This is a genomic window from Bacillus cereus group sp. MYBK216-1 (assembly GCF_051916495.1).
Taxonomy (GTDB): Bacteria; Bacillota; Bacilli; order Bacillales; family Bacillaceae_G; genus Bacillus_A; species Bacillus_A thuringiensis_K.
On the sequence record NZ_JBQAGT010000025.1, the window covers coordinates 1 to 23626 of the forward strand.

A 23626-nucleotide genomic window follows, 5' to 3' on the forward strand; every position below is an offset into this window, starting at 1 on the left:
ATCGGACATATACTATGGTAAGGTCGGCATCCAAATGACCCAAATAAATACCCACGCCAAGAAATAAAACTACAAAGTATTTCTTGGCACCTTTTACATAAAACAAATAAACTTATTAAAAGTGTACAAGTTAATTACCAAGTTTTTTATACGATATAATTAAGGATTAGAAGATCCTATACCACCAATCCATAAAGTTACCTATATATATTTAACTTTCTAAATGTGCAAACCTAATTGAAAATGCCTCGTTTTGAAACAACCAATTCATGTGCTAATCCTTCCACAGTAAATTTTTTCATTTGATTAACCATCATAATCATTTCATTTAATCTTTTAGCCCTAGGCATCGATTCTCCTACATAACTATGGCATAATCTAGAGCCGTTATAATATATATTCATGGATAGAAATTTATCTGTGTTTTTTTGTTTTATCTAGATTTCTTTATATTATTTCTAACCGTATTTCCCGAAAGAATTCACCTTACTCAAGCTTGCGCAAGGCGATATCCAATGGTAAGTGGATGATGAATTACAGTTAGCGTAAACCAACATATTTGCTACTATATACTTTTGTACAGATTGTTTTTATCATTTTTTAAAATGTGTTATAAACCTGTTCACAGGTTGCGGCTGTTGGTTGAAAAAACAATGTTTTTATAACGTTCGACAAAAGGTTGATTATACCATTGTTGAGGACAATCACCTGGTGGCCTAAAATACCATAAACTAAATTTTCCAGGCCAATAACTCTCTCCATTGATTACTCGACAAGCTAAGCGTTTTTCACTTTCTCTTGCTCTTTGATAGAAATAAACATGGGTAACAGCTTCAAATGCATGTTCTTGGAAAATCATTTGTCTAATGGTACGAAGATTTTTAAAATCGGAACAATGGCTCTTACTCGGTTAATTCCTACATTTCCGACTAGCAACATACCCTGAGTCCCTTCAGCTTCTGCTCTCAGTAATCTTGCTAAAAGTGCAATATCTGCACCTATAGCGTTAACCCCCCCATGACTTCACCTCCATTATATTTTCTTCTTAATAGTATTGCTTATTAGTTGGGATAATGACTTTTCATATAATATAGACTGTTATGTCTACGAAGTATGAAAGATAATTACTCTTGAATTAGGAAGGATAATGGTAAATATAGATTTTTTCATGGAAGGATTTTTATTTTTATGGGTATGGGACTTAAAGATGGAACGACAGGTAAATAAACTCATGAATAGTGGTATTTATAAGGACTATGTAGTTTCTATAGTTGGGGTTACTTATTTACTTTTGAGAAATATGATTCAAATTATTGTTTTATCTTTTTCCAATATGCGTCTCCTCACAATAAATAGAGAGACACTTGTCTCTCTTCAAAAAGTACTTTTGAGAATTTTAAATTATCCCTCTTAGTATCAAACCTAAAACGGCCATAATTATCGTACTGATAATTATCCGTAAAATCCAAGAGGTATTTATGCTTATTTTTTCTAATTGCTTATTAATTGTAGAAATGTCTTTCTCGTTAATTATTATTCGAGTTTCTAAATTACGAATATCACGTATGATCTCTTTTTGTTCGGATTTTAGAAGATCAATTTTCACATTTACATCTTTCATATGCTCACGCCCTTATAATATCTTAATAGAACAGTCTTAACATATTATGAGACAACCTATTTCGATGTGAATGTATACGTGTTATTTCTATGTAGAATCTTAATTTAATACATTTTCCCCAATCGTATTTATCATTACTAAACTAGTACAAGCATTTGTTATTTGACTGATAGCTGTACTAATTAATCAAATTCGGATGTTTTGTTAGAACTCCAATCGAACCTCAACTATATTCGTCATATCTTAAGTATTATCATTAATAATTTTAGAAAATTCATAAAAAAATGAGTGATGTGAAATAATGCTATTTTTAAAAATTTTATCAATTTCAATTGTTATTACTAACTCTATGTCCCCGTCTACAGAACACTAAACACACATTGTATTCAATAAAAAGAGAGCATCCAGGACAATAGATGCTCTTAATGTATAAGGAGTTCTAACCAAAACTTAGAATGGAGGAAAAGCGGTCAAGCTCGTCCTATACTCTAATATATGCTTGTTCTCCTTGAAAGGTGAAAAATAAAAAGACACCTTAATTAGGTGTCTTTTTAGGTATAAGAGATAGATACCATGTGAAAAGCCTTTCTGTATCATTGTATGATTATCAATTCTCGTTATGCTTAAAAATAGCTTATAAATACGTTTATTGTATATTTTGATAGTTAATGATTTTATCACGAATAACGGTCACAATAAATTCCTCAATAGTGCTGTTTGTTTCTTTGACTATTTTATCAAGTACTTGATATTCTTTACTGAAAATCTTAACTGGTTTTGTCACACTGCTGCTATCTAAATAGACGCTATTATTAAAACGTTTCACTAATTTCCCTTCAATTAAGTATAGTAAGAGGCTCCCAACCCACTTCATTTGCATATCCATAGGCAATTCAATAAGTGATTGTCTTACATCTAAATATCAAAAACCCCCCTCTTCTGAAATCTTTATATTTCTTGGTGAGTCATATTGGATTATTGTCGTTCCATACTACTACAGGGGTACGTGTGGTCGAGGTGGCCCATACAAAGAGTGATAATAAATGAATTGTTTCTATTAATAAGGAAATTTTTAATCGTATTGTTGCGTTTCAAATCCGGAGACGATTACCTGTGAACATTGGAAATACAAATAGAAAGACTATATTTCAAACAAAGAATCATACTACTTATAGAGAAAATTACTTATCACAATATATTTCTAAAATCATTAAGGATACAAAGTTATCCTTTACGGAGAACATACGAATTACTCCCCCTCTTCTTTAGACATTTTTATGTACAGTACTTATACGACTACAAGGGACTATCACCTCATATAACAGCAGCTGCAGTAGGTCATAAAAATGACAGGACAACAAAAGAAAACTACCTAAAACAAAGATTAAAAACCTGTTATGGACACTTTTTTATATGAAAAGATATTAAATTTTTATTGGTGATGTATACGTTGATATAAATTCTGATGAAAAAATTATTAGTAGGCTTAATCATTGATACGAACTAGCTTGTTTTTAATTAGTTCCCATATATTTAAACAAGGCTTATTTCAATCCACTCCTGTCTTGTTAATTTATTTGCACAATTCAATTCAAATTCACATATACTACTTGTGCACATGTATTTAGGTCACATGTGGGAGTGTGATCTGAAACCTACTTTTCAAAAAGCGCTATATAAGCGCTTTTTTTGATGTATAAAATGTTTTTTTACAAAAGACACACAATTAAACAAACATAACTACATATGATATATTCTATCCTCTCTTTTTAGAGTGAATAGTCATTACAGAAGGGCACTCTCCGGAGTGCTCTTACATTTTCATACCAAATAGCGTTTTTATAAACAACTTGTCACCTTTAAATCAGACAGGCATATATTATTGTATGGGGTACTCCACTCCATACGTTCAACCCTTTTAGTCTAGATGCACACTTATATGTGTTCTCTTTTTTATTCACTTAAAAAAACGATTTTGTTCAATAAAAAGAGAACATCCAGGATAATAGATGCTCTTAATACGATTAGATTTTTAACTGAATAAATGGAATAGGAGCGTTTAAGCTCATCCTATACTTTAATATATACGAAAGATAAAAAGTAAAAAGACACCTTAATTAGGTGTCTTTTCAGAGTGCCAGAGGTAATCTATATGTCGGATAGACCTTTCTATATCATTGTATGATCATCAATTCTTGTTATGCCTAAAAAGGTTTTTAATACGTTAATTGTGTAGTTTTAACATAACAAGGAATAAAATTCTGTTATGGACACTTTTTTATACGAACAAGATATAAAATTAAATTTGATTGGTGATGTATGAGTTGATATAAATTCTAGTTAAGAAATATTAGTAGGCTTGATCATTACATCATTGATACGAACCAACTTAATTATTTAGGATGTATGTTAAATTTATACTCTTTTCCACTGTTCATAAACACTTTTCTCTACCCCTGTATCGTTAATTAATTCGCACACAATTCAATTCAAATTTACATATGCTACTGTATGCTACACATGCATCTAGATCACCTATGGGCAGGCATGATCTGAAAGTTCACTTTAAGCGCGCTATATAAGCGCTTTTTTTATGCGTAAATAATCTCTACAAAATGAAATTATCATTATTATATTTCCTTCCGAATAACATTTCCAATACGGTTTATACTATAACTGTAACTTTAAAGTTATACAACCTAAATTGTAGGGCCTAATTTTCTTTTGTACAACAAGTAGTTAGCCATTTAAGCTGGCTGCTTTGTTGTGTGAGATGAAATCTCTACTCGAATTTATGCTACACTTCTTCTATTAACCAAGATAAGATATTACAATCATTAGCTTCAATTTATTTCATACCGAGCACACACCTTTTTAGAGTAATAATATCCGTATGTCCAAGTTTTATAGATTTTTTACACCAGAACCAAAAATAATTTTATTACACCATTTCATATTTACATAAAAAATCCACACTTAACTAGACTCCTATACTCACACCATCCTTTCTAGACGAGCATAAGATGTACTAACGAACGAAAGGGGGTAATTTTGATGGGTTTTGGTTTTGGGGGAGGTTATGATTTCAATAGATGTGATGATCGGAGAGATCATCATAGAGATCATCACCGAAAAGACGAAAACAATAGACAGGTGAATAATAATCCAGAGTTATTACAATTCTTAAGAACATTAACTCCTGGTACTTGTATTGTTCTTCAATATGATTGTCAACCACCTACAAGTGCAACATTCCAAGGTTTTCAAGGAAACAATGTAATTATTTTATCTGACTTCGATTGTTTTCCAGGATTAGCACGTATCGCAATTAATAAAATTAACGTAATCTCTATAAATTCACCTGATTGTGATCGTTTCTGTTGTAAACGTCGCAGACATTGTAAAGAATGTGACGAACATAAACATGATAATGGAGAAGATTAATTAATTTTAATTAAAGGAAAAATCTTTCCCTTAATTTATAAGCCAATTTGCAAGAAAAACACCTATTAAAAAATAGGTGTTTTTCTTTTTTAAATTTTACTTAACTGAACATAAATAACAAACCATTCCATATATCGGACATATACTATGGTAAGGTCGGCATCCAAATGACCCAAATAAATACCCACGCCAAGAAATAAAACTACAAAGTATTTCTTGGCACCTTTTACATAAAACAAATAAATTTATTAAAAATGTACAAACCTAATTGAAAATCTGCACATATAATGTATTCTACCTTTCTATTATTTTATTGCAGGGATTTATCTTATATAAATCCCTTCTTTTAAAGTATTTAAACAATTTATTTAACATACATAATATAATAATCCCTAAAAACAAAATAAGATAAGAGTCTTCTCCCTCTTATCTTTTCCTAATATTTATTAAAAATTCTATTAAACTACTCGTCTAAAACTAATAGCATCTAATCTTATCATATTAAGGTTCGCAGTAGCCACCCAAATAAGAAATCTATTCTCTATGCGAATAAAGACTCGTATTCCATCAATCTGATCTCCACCTGAAAAAACTCTAATTTTATCGCCTTCCCGTAAATCGTTTAATCTTCTTCGTCCTTTAAAATTCCCTAATTCACTTACTTCCTCACAGCCTTTTTTTCTTCAATTTCTATTACATTCATCACATTCACATCTACGTTCAAAAGACATTTAACATATCCCCTTTTTCCTAAAAAACTTATTTGCACTATAAATTATGAAAGAAATTAATCGATTAGATGTTCTTTCTTTATCAATTTCCCAATTAGCTAATTTATTTAAAATAAAAATTACTAATTTCAACATTTGTACAAGCCATTTTGCATTACTTACATACATTAACAATGAGATGATGATCATCTTACACCCCAAAACCCTAAATTACCTGTTCGGTAACTATCTTTAAAAGATAGAAAAAAGGACAGTTTTTAACTGTCCTTTTTTATTTTTACTAAGATACATATTTCGGAATTTAAACACATCTTACTAATAAATACATATATTATATGATGCTCCAACACACTGCTAGATACAACTTCTTTAACAAAGAAAGAACTTATTTTCTATCTGTCAAGAATTTAGGTTCTTTTTTCACTGCTTTATATCCATTCATATTAATGCAATGATGTTACTTCCCTTCCATATAATCGATTCTATGCTTTTTATCCTACATTTATTAGTCATGAGAATTTCTCTCACCCTCAAAAAATATTTTTAGCGCTGTTAAAATTTTATTAACGTGAGTTTTGGATGTCTGTATCCATATAAATAATAAAATTTCCGTATAGAGATAATAAAAAACTTTAATTTTATCTTCAGAGAGGCAATAACCTTTCACACAACAATCTAATAGGCAGTTATTGAAGCTATTTAAAATTTGTTTTTTGTTTTAATGTTTTCGATTTTAGCAAATAATAATGTTTTTTAATTTTGGCCATTTCACACCAGTTCCTTTTACTAATCCCACCCCATCAGAAGTGCTATTTGATTTAGGAATGTTATTTCAAACAATTTCTATTTCATACATTGCAACATTTCTATTTTATTTAGTACATAATTATTTTCTTGAGAGCATTTAATGTCCTCTTTTTTATCAGGAATCACTCCTTTTTAAACTTCACCGTTCGAACTACTTACTACAAAAATACTAGAAGCTTTATTAACCTTGTATTTTCATATTCCATTCATAATTCACATTGATTAGTAAAGGATTGAAATATTAGAGGTAGATTATGTAAAATGAAAGTCCATTTAATTCGCATGAAAGCTTACATGGAGCTGCATTAGATCCAAGGTTAATTGAACCACTCTCCCACCGATTCCCCCTTTTACTTTTCCATCAGGACCGACTGACGTCAATAGGCCTACTGGCAATACCGGATCGACCGGACCACCTGCCCCACCACTAGTTTGTGATGTAGCTGGCAGTATTGGAGAATGCTCCTTTGAAGGAAGCCCTGTAGAGAATGGGAATTGTTCATTCGCTGAAGGATGTGGTACGACTGCAAATAGAGATTGCTCACACACTGAAGGAAGTCAAACTGTAGCAAATGGCTCTACCTCTCACCCAGAAGGAGTACATACTCAACCGAATGGTGAGGCCTCGCATGCGGAAGGTTCTCTTACGATTGCTGATGGTGATTTTTCTCATGCGGAAGGAGAAAATACTACTACTGCGGGATCTCAAAATGCCCATATTATGGGACGCTTTGGCGATGCAGAAGAATCCAATTCATGGTTTATTGCAAATGGCACAACGAATATATTTAGAGGTTTAGGAGCCAAGTGGCTGGCAAGTAATGGTGAAATGTATATTGACGGCGCCACTTATAACACAGGTGGAGCTGATGTTGCCAAGATATTCGAAACATTCGATGGAAATAGCATAGTTATCGATTACTTTGTCACCTTAGAAGAAGATAAAGTTAGAGTAGCTATGTCTGCAGATGAGTTCATCTTAGAAATCAGCAGCGCAACTCCTAGTTTACTTGGGAATAGTGCGGGATTAAGCTGGCATGGTCGTTATGTACTGGATGAATGAGGATGTCGAACCTATTACGAAGTGACAATTCCAGCAAAAAAAGATAAAAATAGGAATACAATCATTCTTGAGCGGTCGGAAATTCAACCTGTTATAAACCTGGAATGGGATCCGAAACGTGAGTACATCCCAAGAAAAAACGACCCGAATGGGTGCCAGTAGGACTAATTGGAAAGATTCTAGTAAGAGATGATGGCACTTGTCAAGTAAATAGTTAGTGTCGCCCAAATAACGAAGGAATTGCAACAGCAGCAGCTAATGGATAAAGAGTAATGAAGCGTACTGGGCCAAATCAGGCTTTAATTTTATTTCGCTAAAAATGTAAATTCTATTTCAATTATGTAAATACAATCACAACTTTTTCTCCTAAATGAATAAGCCCTACTATAAGGCAGAGCGAATATAAGAAATGTTACACGCATAATTCAACATCAATATCAACAATTCATTTTCATCAGAATAAAACTCCGTTTATATAATTCCTAAAGAAGTAGCTATTGTTTAACAATAATAAAATCGTTTAATTTTATCATCTAAAATGCAATAGCCTACTATCAACTTGAATGATAGTAGGCTATTAGAGTTATTTAAGACATAAGTAATATTGTAACAAATTGATATTTTTAGGTATATTATATCGAGTGGAGTTGAAAGTCCGTTTTTTGTTTCTCAACTTATTACACAGAATTTTCTGTCTTTTAACTTGTCATTTCCAATGGACCTTGATAAAATATGAATTACATATCGAAACACCCTTATTGGATACCTGCACCTCCCTGTGTAGGTATTTTTGATGTTAGTTTTTAAATAATGAATGCATTTTTCTCATTCCTTCTTGTTGCTTTCACGCATCGAAATATCCATTTCTCTTTCAAGAAAATCCAAATTATATTCACTATTTATAATTCTTTCCTAGGTAAAAAATAATGTTTTTTAGAATTTTTAACAGTTCCAATCCTATCTTTTCTAAGATTGGAAACTATAACATAAACGCTCTTTTTAATTGATAATCAGGATCTTTGATTTTTCTCTAAAAACTTTATTAATATTCAGCTAATTGTTACTCCTCCATAAGTTCAACATTTCGTTTGTTATTTATGTATGTTTGAATTTCGTTACAAAGATTAGAATATAGAACGATGTTGTGCAATTCGTTTAAAAGTATCCATTTAACATAGGTTTAATTTTCATCTGGGTTATCTGAAAGACAAGGTATTTCCCCTTCTTTTAACTCATATTCAAAAATCATTGTTAACGAATACACTGTTCCATACTGCTCTTTATTCTTAAAAAGTGCATATTCATATAAAAATTTAACTTCCTAATGTATTTACAACTGTTTATTCAGGTGTAGGTGGATGCAGTCATACAGCGGGAAGGAAATTTAGCATGAGTATGATCTTTTTAAGTGGACAGTTCCTACATATTTATACAAATTCAGGTAAACAACATGATCCAACTTTATTTTAAATCTAGTATCTTTTCCTTCTTATATTCTTTTTAATGCATTCATAAATTTTATCCATAACAAACGTTTCATGTTCTATCCAAATGGCTTCAGCTTCTTCTAATGTAACTACTCTTACTAATTTCTCAATTGCTGTGTCTTTAACTAAAAATGTAGCTACAGCACCTGTAGCTGTTGAATACTTACTGATAACTAAATTCATAATGTTATCAATCTCTAATACTGTATCGTTATGAGAAACCTTCTTATTTTGACTACTTTTGTTTGTTATTTCTTTATCAGACAATTGTTTTAATTGGGAATTTAGAGTGAATTCTACATAACCTATTGGAGAACTAATATCTGAACGAAATCTTATATCCTCAATTATTTCTAATACAATTTCTTTATGAGCTTCCCATTTTTTTAACACTTTAGGGAATACTTTTTCTTTACAGCGTTCTTCAAATCTTTTAATTTTTTGTTCAAATGTATTGGGCTGTTGAAATTTATCTAAATTCTTTTCAAAATGAATTAAATTGTTATCTTTCTTTTTTTGGCTATAGATAATAAATTTGATTTTTTGTACTTTCCTGCCTAATTTAATTTCTTCAAATTCAAAAGAAATATCTGTTTTTTGATTCAATTCTTTTTGAGAAGGTTTTAACACACGTTGCTTAAAATTTGCATAGTTAGGGTATATATCCATCGCATCTAAGTAATACCTTAAATTTTCAAGACTAATTGTACGTTCCTTTAAATCTTCATATTGTTTTAGTAGTTCATAAATACGTATAGCGTATGTACTTTTCAATTTAATAACATTAGCTAATCTATAGCTTGTAAACTTGTTGCTTAATTCTAATAGAAATGGCTTTAATAATGGATCGAAACGCATATCAATTGTTCCTTTATTTCTGTTGTAAATTGCTGAAGACAGCCAAGATACCTGTATCAGCTCTTCTCCAATACGAATTTCAATTACTTTTGATAATAATTCTTTAGTAATTTTACTTAACTCCGAATATTTAGTAGATCCATTTAAATCAAGTAGATCATGAAAATGTTTAATCGAGAATGTGTAGGTTTTAAAATCCCAATCATTAGGTTCAATATTACTAGCCAAACAAAGTAATATTTTTTGTTCTACTAAATTTAAACGTGAATTTGCTTCAATTAAAGTATTTGATTTTGAAACAATATTATTTTCTTTAATCTGCAAATCTTTACTATCAGACATACCTACATACGTCCCTTCTTTCTTACCTCTACTGTTCTACTAACTATAACAAATATATTCACTTTGCCACAATTTATTTTGTTTATTCAGAAAATTACACTCTCACTATTACAGTTAAAAAGCCCTTTGTTCTATATAAAAGTATTCCGAAAGTCATTTGAATAGTAATATTTTTTTGGAAATATTTACATTTATAAATTGTATAACCAAATTTGTTATCTTTAAAACAGTTTTGTTATGCTTAAAATCAAATTTGTTATTTTCAGAACCATTTTTGTTATAGTTAAAACTATTATCTTTAGAAATATTTTTGCTAGAGTTAAGCAACCAAATTTGTTATCTTTAAAACCATCTTTGTTAGAGTTAAAGAACCAAATTTGTTACCTTTAAAACTATCTTTGTTAGAGTTAAGCAACCAAATTTGTTACCTTTAAAACCATTTTTGTTATCTTTAGAACCATCTTTGTTAGAGTTAAGCAACCAAATTTGTTATTTTTAAAACCATTTTTGTTATAGTTAAAACCATTTTTGTTATAGTTAAAACCATTTTTGTTATCTTTAGAACCATCTTTGTTAGAGTTAAGCAACCAAATTTGTTACCTTTAAAACCATTTTTGTTATAGTTAAAACCATTTTTGTTATCTTTAGAACCACTTTTGTTATAATTAGGAGTCATAATCCCTTATATACCAAGACATTCCATGCTCTTAAAACATATAAACATATAAAATATGTAAAACAATTAATATATAAATCAAGCAAAAGATAAATTGTTAAATCCATATACTTATTATCATTTTTAAATGAAATTTCCACGTCATGAAACCAAATTTGTTATATTTAGTTTAAATAGACAAGTAAACGTCAATTAATCATATAATTCTTTTGAGAATATTTAACTAAAAATTAAGTTATATACTTGATTGAAGTTTCATAAAATAAAAAAGCCCCAAAAAGGGCCTTTTGAGTTTCGAAAGAAAGGAATATCTCCTATATAATATATGCTTATTGCAATAGAATGTGAAAAAATACATAATAGTTTTATTTGGTGGAGCAGTGAAGTAGTTTAATCAAGGTGGGGGGATAGTTGAAGGTATCCATTGTGTGGAGATGCTTTTTTGTGAAGATTAAGACTCTGCATCACGAAATTTTTTAGAACAGTACCTGAATATTTTTAAAAATAAGAAACAATCCAGGTAGACACTCCCTTGACTAAAGTTGAGAGCTTTAATTCTAACGTATTAACGAAGCAGACTCTTGGATGACTGAGAGTTCGCAATCCATTTTTTGTCGTAAGGAAATATGTATAATAACGTTTTCTATCGATTATGGATATGCATATCTATTTGGTCAGCAATAATTTTGATAAGACACCGTTTCTTTATAAAACAATGCTCTGTTTCTTAATGTTATTTAGATATTGTACTTGTCTGATTGAGATGCCTACGGATATCTTTATTCTTTTTGCAAATTACATCGGTTAGGTTGAATTTTGTTCTCCTGAGATAACACGGAGCTTTTAAACATGAAAAGACCGCAAGGCTTTTTGAAAAAGCACTTTGCAGCCATCTGATTTCTTTTCTTGTTTAAATGAAAATCAATTGTATTCTCTTCTGATTCAAAGGTAGGATCTAAATATATTTAATTACCTTTAATTTATACATATGTTTCATCAAATCTTCCGGAATCGATTGTTGACTTCAATTGTATGTTTTTTGAATGCTTTTTCAGAAATTAATTTTTACCTGTTTTGCTTTGTCCATATATAAGATTAAGAAGCTGCATATATTCATCTTCTTGTCCGATATCAAATCTTTTCCCTTCAATCATTTTTCCATATACTTTTTTAGTCATAATTAAAGAATGAATCGCATCTGTTAATTGATATTCCCCCCCAACGCCAGGTTGAATGTTTTTTAATAAAGAAAAAATATCAGGCGTGAAAACATATCTACCAATTACTGCAAGATTAGATGGAGGATTTACTTTTGGCTTTTCTATAATATTTGTAATATTCATATAATTATCTTTTACAACATTTCCTTCGATAATACCATACTTCTCTATGCACTCGTCTGGTACCGTATGAATGCCTATTACACTATTTTTTGTCTCTTTATAAATACTAATCAACTGATTTAAAGCAGTTTCTTTATCCGAAACTACAATATCATCTGGCAAGAGTACAGCAAAAGGTTCATTACCAATAAATGTTTCACCTAATCTTATTGCCTCACCAAGTCCCCTCGCGTATGGCTGCCTTATATAATGGATTTGAACATTTGGAATAGCAAGATCTTTTAACAGGTGGGCTTTTTTTTCTTTTTCTAAAAAAGCCTCCAATTCTAATGAATAATCAAAGTAATCAACTATTAAATCCTTTCTGCTAGAAATTACAATTAATATTTGTTCAATACCTGACTTTACAGCCTCTTCCACAATATAATGAATCGCAGGTTTATTACCTATTGGAAACATTTCTTTTGGAATTACCTTTGTAATTGGAAGGCTCCTTGTGCCGTAACCAGCGGCTGGAATGATTGCTTTTTTTATCACTAATCTCTCGCTCCCTTAAGTGTTTAGAATATTAATATTCAGTAACCGCCTTACCTGCGCATGACGATTCCAAAAGAGGCTTTTACCTTCTGATTGCTTTCATTGCTTATATGAATAGGCCTTTCATTTGTCACCAATCCAACTTGTCCCTCAATATACTGTAACAACTAGTACTATAGTACTAAGTTCAGAGAGGTGATTATCATATGGATATATGTATTATAGGCTCTGGTTATGTGGGAATCACATCAGCAGCAGTATTAGCAGATTTAGGTCATGATGTTATATGTGTAGATAAGGATCAAGAAAAAATTCAAGCTCTCCAAAAGGGGGAGTGCCCCATTTATGAACCAGATTTAAAGGAGCTTATTCACAAAAATAGAAACCGATTACAATTCAGTTGTGATATCGATAATGCTATTCGACAATCACCTGTTATTTTTATCGCTGTAGGAACCCCTTCTACATCAAGTGGAAAGACGGATTTAAAATATATCTACTCCGTCATTGATCTACTGGTTCCAGCTATAACATCGTATAAAACTATTATTACGAAAAGTACAGTTCCACCAGGTACAAATCAACAATTATATGAAACACTTATTAAACGTGGGGTTTCATCAGCCTTATTCAATATTGTCTCCAATCCTGAATTTCTTCGCGAAGGCTCTGCTGTTCACGATATGTTCAATCCAGATAGAACTATTATAGGTATCCAAAAAGGTGACAAAACATCGTTAAAGATTATGCAGGATATATATATAGGGATTAATGCTCCTTTCCTTTGTACAGGTTTAAATGAAGCAGAGATGATTAAATATACATCTAATGTATTTTTGGCTACCAAAATATCTTTTATAAATGAAATTTCTCGAATTTGTGATGCATATAACATTGATATTGTTGAAGTGGCAAAAGGAATTGGCTATGACTTTCGAATTAATCCTCATTTTCTTCAGGCGGGGATGGGATATGGCGGATCATGCTTCCCAAAAGACTTACATTCACTCATTTATACAGCAACTGATAGGCACGTAGCAGTTCCTATTTTACAAGCTGTGCAATCCATTAACTCCACACAGATAGATCTCTATGTTGAAAAAATTAAAAAAGCTATAAAAGAACCCTCTTCAAAAAAAATAACAGTTTTAGGAATTGCCTTTAAGCCAAATACTGATGATATTCGTAGTTCCCTTGCCGTAATACTTCTTGAAAAGTTAATCCCTCATGGCTATGATTTACATGCCTATGACCCCAAAGCTTTTCTTCCTTCACATTTAAAAAGACAAGTTACCCAGCATGATAACCTAGAATCTTCAATTACAAATTCTGATTGTATTATTATCGCCACGGACTGGAATGAATTTAAAACACTTAATTGGAAACAAGTCAAACAAGTTATGAAGGGATGCACAATCGTGGATGGACGCAATTGCATTGAAAAAGATGAAATAGAAAAATACGGATTACAATATATTGGAGTGGGTCGGTCATGAAAATACTTGTAACAGGAGCCGCTGGTTTCATTGGCTCACATCTGTGTCAAGCGTTACTTAAAAATAGTGCATATCATGTAGTTGGAATTGATCATTTCATCGGTCCTACCCCAGCTACTTTAAAGACAGGTAATATACAATCTCTCGAATTGAATTCACGTTTTCAATTCATACGAGAAGACATTCTAAATACAGATTTATCAATACTATTACAAGATATAGATGTTGTTTATCATCTAGCTGCTATTCCTGGTGTGAGATCAAGTTGGGGAAAAGATTTTCAGCCTTATGTTACAAATAATATAATGGTTACACAGCAGTTACTTGAAGCCTGTAAACACATAAAATTAGATAAATTCATTCATATATCCACATCTTCTGTTTATGGTGAAAAATCTGGCGCAGTTTCTGAGGATTTATTACCTACCCCTCTATCTCCATACGGTGTTACCAAATTAAGTGGTGAGCACTTATGTCATGTTTATCACAAAAATTTTCACATACCAATTGTTATTTTAAGATATTTCACAGTGTATGGGCCAAGGCAGCGTCCTGATATGGCATTTCATAGATTAATTAAACAACTGCTAGTAGATAAACCTCTCACAATATTTGGTGATGGAACACAAACACGTGATTTTACCTATATTGATGACTGTATACGAGGAACAGTGGCCGCTTTAGAGACAAAAAAAAATATAATAGGTGAAGTTATCAATATCGGTGGAAAAGAACAAGCATCCATTTTAGACATCATTTCTATGTTAGAAAAAATATCAGGGAAATCAGCAACCAAAAACTTTCTAAAATCAGTTCCTGGAGAACCGAAGCAGACATGGGCAGATATATCTAAGGCCAGTACATTACTGCAATATTCTCCAACAGTTTCTCTATCCGACGGACTGGAAGCAGAATATCATTATATAAAACAACTATACAAAGGGGATTAGTTTATGAAAATTGCATATATATGTACAGAAAAATTACCATCTCCCGCAATTAAAGGTGGAGCAATTCAAATGATGATTGATGGGGTGTCCCCCTATATAAGTCAAGATTATGAACTTACTATTTTCTCTATTTCAGATCCAAGTCTTCCAAATCAAAAAACACAAGACAATGTCAATTACGTGTATGTGCCTCAAAAAGATTATGAACAGCATGTTATAAGAACACTTCAAACCAATACCTTTGATATTATACATGTCTTTAATCGTCCTAAAAATATACCTCTATATAAACAAGCTTCTCCACACAGTAAATTTGTATTAGGCCTTCATAACGATATGTTTGCTGAACATAAACTATCTATTTGTGAAGGCAATCTTATTATTGAAATGGTTACCGCCATTGTGACTGTTAGTAACTATATTAAACAAACAGTGATTGAGAGGTTTCCACAAGCTGAAGAAAAGATTTCCATTGTCTACTCTGGTGTTAATTTAAAACAATCTCCCTCCATCTGGACACCAACAGGACAAAAGATAAGAAATACATTTCGTACAAAATACGGTATCCAAGATAAAAAAGTGATTCTATTTGTTGGCCGATTATGTAAAAATAAAGGTCCAGACTTGCTCATTCAAGCTATGAAAAAGATTATTCAAACGCATAAAGATACGGTACTTGTAATTGTTGGTGGTAAATGGTTTAGTGATAACCGAGTAAATAAATATGTTAAAAAGCTATATAGAATGGCTAGGCCAATTAAAGAACACGTAATTTTCACCAAATTTATTCCTGCAGATCAAATTCATAATATATTTCTAATGGGGGATATATTTATATGTAGCTCACAATGGAACGAACCATTGGCACGTGTTCATTATGAAGCAATGGCTGCTGGAATCCCAATTATTACAACAAACCGTGGGGGAAATGCAGAAGTTATAACAGATGAATATAACGGCTGCCTAGTAAAACAATATGATAATCCAATGGAGTTTGCCAGACTTGTCCAGGCTTTGTTATCTCAACGAGAATTTGCAAAATGGATTGCTGAAAACGGAAGAAAAATTGTGGAGGAAAACTTTACATTTAAGCATACAGCAAAAAAACTAGATCAGGTATATAAACAAGTAGCAGAATCTACTAATCAGCCTGCTAGAAATCTAATACGCCCTCTCAAAATTCTAATTGTTTAAACTGCCCAGTATTTAACGTTCTGATGGGCTATTTGAATTGAGGAATTCCTAAATACAGAAACTTAACGGTTTCTAACTAATTAAGCTATCCCTGTAGTTCCTAGGGGTAAGAGGTGGAGCGCTCTGTTGCTAAGATTCTGTCCTACATTAACTTCTCAATCGTAATATGTGTGCTAAAAGAAGCAAGAGTCTACTCAAGAAGATTTGGATTTTTAACGTTTTTATTTTGATCAAAACAATTCGAACATAATTAACTAGAAATAAACATTATTGATACAACTACAATTTTCTTCCCGTACCATTTTGCTTTTTATTGAGGAAACTCGGCAGAGCAAGAATGGTACGTTAATATTTTCTACATTTCTTTATAAGTATGATTCCGCATAGCAAGGAAACGATTAAATGCAAAAAGGCTATAAACAATGATTCTCGCAATTCAGACTTTGTTTTTCTGATTCTTATAAATGCGAAAACTCCAAATGTTATTGATTAATATGGATTGCACCTCATCTTTATGTATGGTTCCTGTATTGTACAAAATAAGATAGACTAATGCTTGCCGATATTCAACCCCTTCCTAAATTTGATATTTCACATCTTTATATTTTTGAGGAGAGAGCCTTCTATCGAAAAAATAAATACGTGTGTTTGATATAAAAGATATATAAAGGTTGCCTATATGTATATATTAAAGAACAAAAAACGCTTGGAGAACCAAGCGTATTTTAGTGCTGATTATTTTACGCGTCTTCTTCTTCACCATCGTCATCATCGTCTTCTTCATCGTCTTCTTCATCATCGTCTTCTTCGTCTTCTTCATCATCGTCTTCTTCGTCTTCTTCGTCTTCTTCGTCTTCTTCATCATCGTCTTCTTCGTCTTCTTCATCATCGTCTTCTTCGTCTTCTTCGTCTTCTTCGTCTTCTTCGTCTTCTTCATCATCGTCTTCTTCGTCTTCTTCGTCTTCTTCGTCTTCTTCGTCTTCTTCGTCTTCTTCGTCTTCTTCATCATCGTCTTCTTCGTCTTCTTCGTCTTCTTCGTTTTCTTCGTCTTCTTCGTTTTCGTCGTCCTCGTCTTCTTCTTCCTCTTCTACCTCGTTTTCTACCTCGGCTTCCTCGTCTTCCTCGTCTTCCTCGTCTGTAAAGATAACTTCTGTTTCATCAGCATATTGAATTTCAACCTCTACACCATTATGTGTACCAGATTGAATTATTTCAGCTAGAGATTTTAGAACTTCCTGTAAATCACCATCTGAATTCACACTAAAGCCATTCTCAACATCTAGTTTTATTTTTGCTCTCTTCACATCAGCCATTTACCTAACTCCTTCAATATAGATTTATATATACTATGTTGAAAGAATATGAAAAGATTAATCTATTTGCGGAAATTTCATTATTCATTTTCCTTAGCGCTCTTTACTAAGTTTGCTATCCATGGGCTTTTTAATGGATGATCGGGAGTAATAATTTTGACTTTTACTTTCGGCTTTTCTATTTGAGTTGGAACGACCTCATTTTGTTCCGTTTTTTGTTCTTCTATTTCTATTGAATTTTGAGTCTCTTCATCTTTTACTTCATCAATTATTGTAGTTTTTTGTGAGGATTTTTCATCTAGTTCTATTTTATTTTTCTTTTTCTTCCTCTTCTTCGTCGTCTTTCTCGTCTTCTGAATCTCTTCATCTTTTACTTCATTTTTCACTTCATCTTTTACTTCATCTTTTACTTCATCAATTATTGTAGTTTTTTGTGGAGACTTCTCTTCTAAATCTAGCAATCCGATTTTGGGTAACTCCTCTAATTCTATTTCCTTAATAATCTCTAAATTCTCTAGCACCGACGATTCATTTAGTACAATATTTTTTTGCTGTTCATACTCTGACAATTCCCACCCCATTGGCCCTGGTGGAGAAAACACAAATTTCTCTAAATCTAAAATAGGGATTACTATCTCTTCTTGTTCGGAACTCATTTTATTTCCCCCCGCTACTGCTCTTGATTTCTTGATAAATATCAGAAAAATTTTGTAAAAATTCTTCTTTAGAGTCTTCAAGTGCAATGATATTTTGCAATGCCCAAATATACTTTTCATCAGACCAAGAGCGCTTTTGTCCTAAATAGTATTTATGTGCAATTGCACAGAATAAGTGAGGGAACGATAAATCAGTCCAAAGAACACGAAATTGTTTTTCTGATAAGGAATTTTCCGAATCATATGCACTCAACATATGAATTGCTAAATTAGTATCCCAAACTGACATTTTTTTCATCACTTTATTTAAAATGATACGTAGATCCCTCACGGGTAAATCACTTGTAATAGAATGTAGCTCTTTCATAAACACAGCATCATCTATTTCTGCAAACCTTGCTAAAGTAAAGTCTTGCTGACAAAAACTATTAGATGCAATAACTTCTTTTGTCCATTGGTCATAATATGGATCATCTATTTCTTGTAATGCTCTCTTACCACGTGCTAACATCTTATCGACGTACTCTAAAAACATCGTTGAAAATACATCATCTGGAAAGGAGAGTGCAATTCTTTTATTTCCTTCTAATTCTTGTAATTTCCATCTGTATAATTTATGCCATTTTCCTAATCGACTCCGAATTTTACTTTCTTGCATAGGAATATAGCCTTCTGATGCTTGATGAAATTTCCCTGCATATATGAGTACCTTTTCTAACTGTTCTTTATTGTAATATATGACTTCTTTCCCTTGATGCTTATCATATAGTACATATGCATACCCATCAGATCCAATACAAAAGCCCCCTCTTTTTGTTTTATGAATGTTTGTAATTGGTAATCCATTTTGAAGGAGATGTAAATGTGCTCCAGCAATAAATAGCATCCTTTTTGGATGCATATGTGCTTGCTTTAATATTTTTAATCCTTCTTCTGTTTCAACTTCCCACATTGTTCTCCCACTTCTGCTTGATTGTAAAATGATATTACTTACTTCAAATGGATAAAAACTAAGGACCTTTTTTAAATGTTCACTCTCTAATCCAGTTGTTTCTTCCAACTTTCATCACCCTCCTCTTAAATTTTATAAAACTTCCCCATACACTTTCATTAAATCCATAGCGACTCGGTTCCAATTAAATTCTTTTTCGACCTTCGCACGTCCATATTTCCCTATCTGTTTTCTTTTATTTTCGTTATTTAATAGATCAATTATCTTTTCTGCATATGCATCAGGATTCTCAAAGTCATTGACAATATATCCATTTTTCCCTTCTTCAATAACTTCAGGGTTACCGCCTCGATTACTTGTGATAATTGGTAAACCCGCTGCCATTGCTTCGTAATGCACTCTAGCAAGAGGCTCTTGCCACTGTGAAGAGCAAACAAAAATATCTGACATAGCATAAAGTGTTGAAATATCCTTGGGCTTAACAAATTTAATAAAGACTACATGTTCTGGAAACATTGCACCTAAGGTATATAAATGTTTTACATAATTATTTACATTGTTATCTCCAAACCATTTTGAACCAATAAAAACCATTACGATGTCTGGGTTCTTCTCAATTATTTTAGGAAGAGCTTGTAGCAAAATATGAGGACCTTTTACTTTGCTCAAGCGTCCAACAAACAAGACTATTTTTTTATTTTGTAAATTCAACTGTTTTTGCACATGATTTTTAACTTTTGTACCATTCGCGGTCCACGAAGGATAATACTCATTTACATCTACACCAGAATATACTGTTCTTGTCTTTGCTTTTGCAGTTTGAAAGCGTGAGGTAATTGTTTTTCCTATATAATCACTAACTGTTACAATTTTGGAAACAGCAGCAATACATGCTTCGCCCTCTTTATCACTTATCTTTTCGTATGCAAACATTTCATTATGCACACTTAATACGAATTTAGTCTGTGGTGCCGCCTCACGTAAAATTGTAATCCAATTGGGACGATTACATAAATGAACCACATCATATTTTTCCTGTTTCAAATGTTTAATAACATCAGACAGATACTCCTCTTCTGGAAAACGTATATACCTTACACCTTTGTTTTTTTCTTCTGATTTTAAATTAGGATCTGTTATAGAAATAACTGTCACATTTTTTCCATTAGAAGCAATAATGGAAGCAACAGAATCTATATAAATTTGAATAGCTCCCCCCCGTACAGCTGGTACAGGTAGCTTTTCAGTGGATATTATCGCAATTTTCATTAAATCGCCTCCCTGTTTCATAAAATACAACTTTCTTCATATGTTACGAAGGAACCCTTATATTTGTGAGTTATCAAGCATTATTTCATCTTTTATAATTGAAGATACATAGTACTTTTTCTTCTTAAAGGCAAATGGCTAGAGCAAAAATGGTCATGTACCATACAGTAATAAGAGAGTATAAAAGGATGGTGGTATATGTGGAGAATCATAATGAAGAAGCGGTGTATACATTATCGCCCGAAGAGGAGCAAAAATTAGTAGCATTGGCAGAGACAATGATTCAACATTGGGACATTCAAGCGACTACAATTGAATTAATACAAGGTGGACAACTAGCCTTAGTATGGAAAATTCATACTGCAGATGGACCATTTTGCTTAAAGAGAATTCATCGCCCTGAAAAAAAGGCTTTATTTTCTATTCACGCTCAAGATTATCTTGCAAAGAAAGGCATGCGTGTACCGAGCATAATTCCAAGCAAAGTGAATCAGTTATATACAAAACACGGTCCATTTTTATTTGTTGTTTATGAATGGATTGAGGGAAGACCATTTGAGCTTACAATGCAAGAAGACCTTGAAATGATTATGAAAGGGTTAGCGGATTTTCATGTAGCTTCTATTGGCTACAAACCGCCACCAGGCATACCCATCTTTACAAAACTGGGACGTTGGCCCAATCATTACATTAAAAGATTTCAACAGATGGAGATTTGGAAAACTTTATCCGCAACTATGCCGGATGACCCATTTTCACAATTGTACTTGACTGAAATCGATGCTTTCATTTCAGAAGCAAAACACACACACCAAAGACTATTGGAATCTGAATATACAAAATGGACTGATGAATTACAAGAATTCCCTAATTTATGTCATCAAGATTATGGAACAGGAAATTCCTTATTAGATCCAAGTAATCAAATTTGGGTAATTGATTTAGATACAGTTTCTTACGATCTTCCTATTCGAGACTTGCGTAAAATGATTATTCCTCTCCTAGATACAACTGGTGTTTGGAATGCAGATCAATTTCAAATTATGATTAACGCATATGAGTCAGTTTCTCCTTTAACAACTGAGCAGAAGAAAATTATGTTTATTGATATGTTATTTCCTTACGAATTGTATGATGTGATTCGTGAAAAATACGTCAGAAAATCACCATTACTTGCTGAAGAACTAGCTGGAGCTATGGAATATGAAAGGATAAAGTCAAAAGCTTTAAATATGTTAATAGAGGAATTTTAATACGCAATATAAACCGTTTCGGTGCAAAGGTCACTGTTATCTTTTCCGACAGAAGGCCGCTTCCTCAAAAATGCGAAGGCGTGAAACACCAATTTTAAGTTGAAGATAAATGCCGGTAGGCATAAGTCTACGTTTTTTCATTTTTACTAGAAGTAAGAATAAGAAGCCTTAATTGCGAGAACCATTGTTTGAAGTTGTTTTGTATTTAATCGTTTTCTTGCTATATGGAATCATACTTATAAAAAGCAAGGAAAAGATTAACGTATCATTTTTTCACTGACGAGCTTACTCAATAAAAAAAGAAAATGGTATGGGAAGCAAAGATGTAGTTATATCAAAAACGTTTATTTTTAGTCAGCTATGTTCGAATTACATTTACCAAAATAAAGACGTTAAAAATCTTAATCTTCGTGAGTGTAATTACCCTTCTTGTAGTACACATAACGATAGATATGTTAGCGTAGGACTAAATCTTAAAAACGAAGCTATCCCTCTTTTAACTCCAGGGATAGCTTAATTGATTAGAAACATTAGGGGATTAAGTGAAGATTGTTTCAGCAAAGTTCTGTAATGAGGATCAATAAAACTGACACGGACTGTTCAATTCAAAATTATAATACACTTCCAAACAAAATATGTACAAGCCAACTTTATTTAATGCATGCTCCTCTAAAAGGAGTCTGTAGAATAGCCCTTTCAATATAGTATTTTTAACAACTCTTTGAATGCAAATGAAAAGAGCATCCACAAATGTTAGATGCCCCTATATAAAGTATCAAAACACCCTTTTGATTTAAATGGAGTGATAAGAGGAATTGGATTTATATCAAATAATCTAAATTCTCGTTTACCATTATCAGAATTAAAACAAAACTGATACATCTATCCCCCTCCTATAATAAGTATGTATTATATAGTAAAAAAATTTTCAATTTATTATGCTCCTCGATCATCACTTACCACTAAAATGCTACTAATTGCAACACTAATTTGGTTTGGATTTTCAAGACCCCCACCATTTGCATTACTTTCTACTTCAAAGCCTTCCCCATTATCACGACAAAGGATAACAAAATTTTCTCCAATCTATGTAATAAGGCCTTCTACGTGAAATGATGGTAAAAATAATACAACTCTCGCCCCAACCAATTGAAATGCTTGCAACAGAGTTAGAATTTCATTATTATCCATTCTCTATCACTTACCTTTACTTCTAATTTTGACACCTAACAATACAATTCAATTAACTTATTATTAGTTGTCAAAATAGAGTATGTTTAAAAGTAATAATTGAAATAGACAGGCTGGTAAAAACTTTTTATTAACAAATTATTATAATACGGTGTTTTAAAAATAATTCATAAAAAAGATCCCTATTAAACACGTTTTATATTTAAATAAAAAATCCACACCTAACTAGACTCATATGCTCACACCATCCTTTCTAGACGAGCATAAGATGTACTAACGAACGAAAGGGGGTAATTTTGATGGGTTTTGGGTTTGATGGAGGTTGTGATTTCAATAGATGTGATGATCGGAGAGATCATCATAGAGATCATCACCGAAAAGACGAAAACAATAGACAGGTGAATAATAATCCAGAGTTATTACAATTCTTAAGAACATTAACT

The 23626-nt window shown here is 31.9% G+C and carries 14 protein-coding genes and 9 pseudogenes; 9 read left to right on the forward strand and 14 right to left on the reverse strand.

Features of this window, described 5'->3' with window-relative positions; translation table 11 throughout:
* Positions 1 to 600: 600 nt before the first annotated feature.
* The 3 genes and pseudogenes from ACTFRH_RS30055 to ACTFRH_RS30065 all read right to left on the reverse strand — a co-directional run.
* Positions 601 to 1002 (reverse strand): annotated as a pseudogene (locus ACTFRH_RS30055) (cell wall hydrolase).
* A 394-nt stretch (positions 1003 to 1396) separates the two neighbouring features.
* Positions 1397 to 1621 (reverse strand): hypothetical protein, encoded by a 225-nt coding sequence (locus ACTFRH_RS30060; RefSeq protein ID WP_000655911.1) that lies wholly within the window; start codon positions 1619 to 1621, stop codon positions 1397 to 1399.
* 646 nt (positions 1622 to 2267) lie between these two features.
* Positions 2268 to 2600 (reverse strand): annotated as a pseudogene (locus ACTFRH_RS30065) (DNA-binding protein); the annotation flags it as partial.
* Here ACTFRH_RS30065 and ACTFRH_RS30070 point away from each other — a divergent pair.
* Positions 2597 to 3038 (forward strand): annotated as a pseudogene (locus tag ACTFRH_RS30070) (site-specific integrase); the annotation flags it as partial. The pseudogenes ACTFRH_RS30065 and ACTFRH_RS30070 sit on opposite strands and share 4 nt — an antisense overlap.
* Before the next feature lie 1637 nt (positions 3039 to 4675).
* Positions 4676 to 5065 carry a hypothetical protein gene (locus tag ACTFRH_RS30075; RefSeq protein ID WP_000505646.1) on the forward strand — a complete coding sequence of 130 codons (390 nt, stop codon included), beginning with the start codon at positions 4676 to 4678 and terminating at the stop codon, positions 5063 to 5065.
* A gap of 458 nt (positions 5066 to 5523) precedes the next feature.
* On the opposite strand, the pseudogene ACTFRH_RS30080 reads toward ACTFRH_RS30075, so the two are convergent.
* The 3 genes and pseudogenes from ACTFRH_RS30080 to ACTFRH_RS30090 form a co-directional block, all read right to left on the reverse strand.
* A pseudogene (locus ACTFRH_RS30080) lies at positions 5524 to 5796 on the reverse strand (hypothetical protein).
* Entirely contained in the window at positions 5797 to 5985 is a 189-nt protein-coding gene (locus ACTFRH_RS30085; protein WP_000584145.1) for a hypothetical protein, read from the reverse strand. It lies immediately after the preceding pseudogene.
* An 891-nt stretch (positions 5986 to 6876) separates the two neighbouring features.
* A complete protein-coding gene (locus tag ACTFRH_RS30090) occupies positions 6877 to 7152 on the reverse strand; it encodes a hypothetical protein (RefSeq protein ID WP_000333408.1) in 276 nt (91 codons plus the stop codon).
* On the opposite strand from ACTFRH_RS30090, the pseudogene ACTFRH_RS30095 reads away from it, so the two are divergent.
* Positions 7103 to 7932, forward strand: a pseudogene (locus tag ACTFRH_RS30095) (peptidase G2 autoproteolytic cleavage domain-containing protein); the annotation flags it as partial. The gene ACTFRH_RS30090 and the pseudogene ACTFRH_RS30095 overlap by 50 nt on opposite strands.
* Before the next feature lie 1051 nt (positions 7933 to 8983).
* Positions 8984 to 9127, forward strand: a pseudogene (locus ACTFRH_RS30100) (IS4 family transposase); the annotation flags it as partial.
* An 11-nt stretch (positions 9128 to 9138) separates the two neighbouring features.
* Here the strand turns inward: ACTFRH_RS30100 and ACTFRH_RS30105 are convergent.
* The 3 genes and pseudogenes from ACTFRH_RS30105 to ACTFRH_RS30115 form a co-directional block, all read right to left on the reverse strand.
* Positions 9139 to 10353 carry a replication initiation protein gene (locus ACTFRH_RS30105; protein WP_001284019.1) on the reverse strand — a complete coding sequence of 405 codons (1215 nt, stop codon included), beginning with the start codon at positions 10351 to 10353 and terminating at the stop codon, positions 9139 to 9141.
* A 1373-nt stretch (positions 10354 to 11726) separates the two neighbouring features.
* Positions 11727 to 11823, reverse strand: a pseudogene (locus tag ACTFRH_RS30110) (IS6 family transposase); the annotation flags it as partial.
* A gap of 264 nt (positions 11824 to 12087) precedes the next feature.
* Positions 12088 to 12909, reverse strand: coding sequence for a UTP--glucose-1-phosphate uridylyltransferase (locus ACTFRH_RS30115; RefSeq protein ID WP_000591177.1), 822 nt, complete (start codon positions 12907 to 12909; stop codon positions 12088 to 12090).
* Positions 12910 to 13115: 206 nt separating this feature from the next.
* Between ACTFRH_RS30115 and ACTFRH_RS30120 the strand changes: the two genes are divergently transcribed.
* Genes ACTFRH_RS30120 through ACTFRH_RS30130 form a run of 3 tightly spaced genes read left to right on the forward strand, consistent with a single transcriptional unit; the run spans position 13116 to position 16549 of the window.
* Positions 13116 to 14405 carry a UDP-glucose dehydrogenase family protein gene (locus ACTFRH_RS30120; protein WP_000350304.1) on the forward strand — a complete coding sequence of 430 codons (1290 nt, stop codon included), beginning with the start codon at positions 13116 to 13118 and terminating at the stop codon, positions 14403 to 14405.
* Positions 14402 to 15355: an NAD-dependent epimerase/dehydratase family protein gene (locus tag ACTFRH_RS30125; RefSeq protein ID WP_000699350.1), complete on the forward strand. Its 954-nt coding sequence runs from the start codon at positions 14402 to 14404 to the stop codon at positions 15353 to 15355. Before ACTFRH_RS30120 ends, ACTFRH_RS30125 begins: the two co-directional genes overlap by 4 nt.
* Positions 15356 to 15358: 3 nt before the next feature.
* A complete protein-coding gene (locus tag ACTFRH_RS30130; RefSeq protein ID WP_000686386.1) occupies positions 15359 to 16549 on the forward strand; it encodes a glycosyltransferase family 4 protein in 1191 nt (396 codons plus the stop codon).
* A 740-nt stretch (positions 16550 to 17289) separates the two neighbouring features.
* Here the strand turns inward: ACTFRH_RS30130 and ACTFRH_RS30135 are convergent.
* The 4 genes from ACTFRH_RS30135 to ACTFRH_RS30150 form a co-directional block, all read right to left on the reverse strand.
* The gene (locus ACTFRH_RS30135) at positions 17290 to 17862 is read right to left on the reverse strand and encodes an AAA family ATPase (protein WP_440048902.1); all 573 of its coding nucleotides are present in this window, start codon (positions 17860 to 17862) and stop codon (positions 17290 to 17292) included.
* A gap of 80 nt (positions 17863 to 17942) precedes the next feature.
* Positions 17943 to 18518 (reverse strand): hypothetical protein, encoded by a 576-nt coding sequence (locus tag ACTFRH_RS30140; RefSeq protein ID WP_000093660.1) that lies wholly within the window; start codon positions 18516 to 18518, stop codon positions 17943 to 17945.
* 1 nt (position 18519) lies between these two features.
* Positions 18520 to 19578 (reverse strand): spore coat putative kinase CotS, encoded by a 1059-nt coding sequence (gene cotS, locus ACTFRH_RS30145; protein WP_000393193.1) that lies wholly within the window; start codon positions 19576 to 19578, stop codon positions 18520 to 18522.
* A gap of 24 nt (positions 19579 to 19602) precedes the next feature.
* Positions 19603 to 20739: a glycosyltransferase family 4 protein gene (locus ACTFRH_RS30150; RefSeq protein ID WP_000684275.1), complete on the reverse strand. Its 1137-nt coding sequence runs from the start codon at positions 20737 to 20739 to the stop codon at positions 19603 to 19605.
* A gap of 149 nt (positions 20740 to 20888) precedes the next feature.
* Here ACTFRH_RS30150 and ACTFRH_RS30155 point away from each other — a divergent pair, with 149 nt between their 5' ends.
* Entirely contained in the window at positions 20889 to 21992 is a 1104-nt protein-coding gene (locus ACTFRH_RS30155) for a CotS family spore coat protein (RefSeq protein ID WP_002182058.1), read from the forward strand.
* A 282-nt stretch (positions 21993 to 22274) separates the two neighbouring features.
* A pseudogene (locus ACTFRH_RS30160) lies at positions 22275 to 22509 on the forward strand (IS200/IS605 family element RNA-guided endonuclease TnpB); the annotation flags it as partial.
* Positions 22510 to 22928: 419 nt separating this feature from the next.
* Here the strand turns inward: ACTFRH_RS30160 and ACTFRH_RS30165 are convergent.
* Positions 22929 to 23183, reverse strand: a pseudogene (locus tag ACTFRH_RS30165) (hypothetical protein).
* Between the last annotated feature and the right edge of the window lie 443 nt (positions 23184 to 23626).

Bases quoted from the DNA above. Each gene is read 5' to 3' on its own strand.
- ACTFRH_RS30085 (WP_000584145.1), bottom strand. From the start codon at position 5,985: ATGATCATCATCTCATTGTTAATGTATGTAAGTAATGCAAAATGGCTT.
- ACTFRH_RS30135 (WP_440048902.1), bottom strand. From the start codon at position 17,862: ATGGCTGATGTGAAGAGAGCAAAAATAAAACTAGATGTTGAGAATGGC.
- ACTFRH_RS30075 (WP_000505646.1), top strand. From the start codon at position 4,676: ATGGGTTTTGGTTTTGGGGGAGGTTATGATTTCAATAGATGTGATGAT.
- ACTFRH_RS30120 (WP_000350304.1), top strand. From the start codon at position 13,116: ATGGATATATGTATTATAGGCTCTGGTTATGTGGGAATCACATCAGCA.
- ACTFRH_RS30105 (WP_001284019.1), bottom strand. From the start codon at position 10,353: ATGTCTGATAGTAAAGATTTGCAGATTAAAGAAAATAATATTGTTTCA.
- ACTFRH_RS30155 (WP_002182058.1), top strand. From the start codon at position 20,889: ATGGTCATGTACCATACAGTAATAAGAGAGTATAAAAGGATGGTGGTA.
- ACTFRH_RS30130 (WP_000686386.1), top strand. From the start codon at position 15,359: ATGAAAATTGCATATATATGTACAGAAAAATTACCATCTCCCGCAATT.
- ACTFRH_RS30150 (WP_000684275.1), bottom strand. From the start codon at position 20,739: ATGAAAATTGCGATAATATCCACTGAAAAGCTACCTGTACCAGCTGTA.
- ACTFRH_RS30125 (WP_000699350.1), top strand. From the start codon at position 14,402: ATGAAAATACTTGTAACAGGAGCCGCTGGTTTCATTGGCTCACATCTG.
- ACTFRH_RS30060 (WP_000655911.1), bottom strand. From the start codon at position 1,621: ATGAAAGATGTAAATGTGAAAATTGATCTTCTAAAATCCGAACAAAAA.
- ACTFRH_RS30140 (WP_000093660.1), bottom strand. From the start codon at position 18,518: ATGAGTTCCGAACAAGAAGAGATAGTAATCCCTATTTTAGATTTAGAG.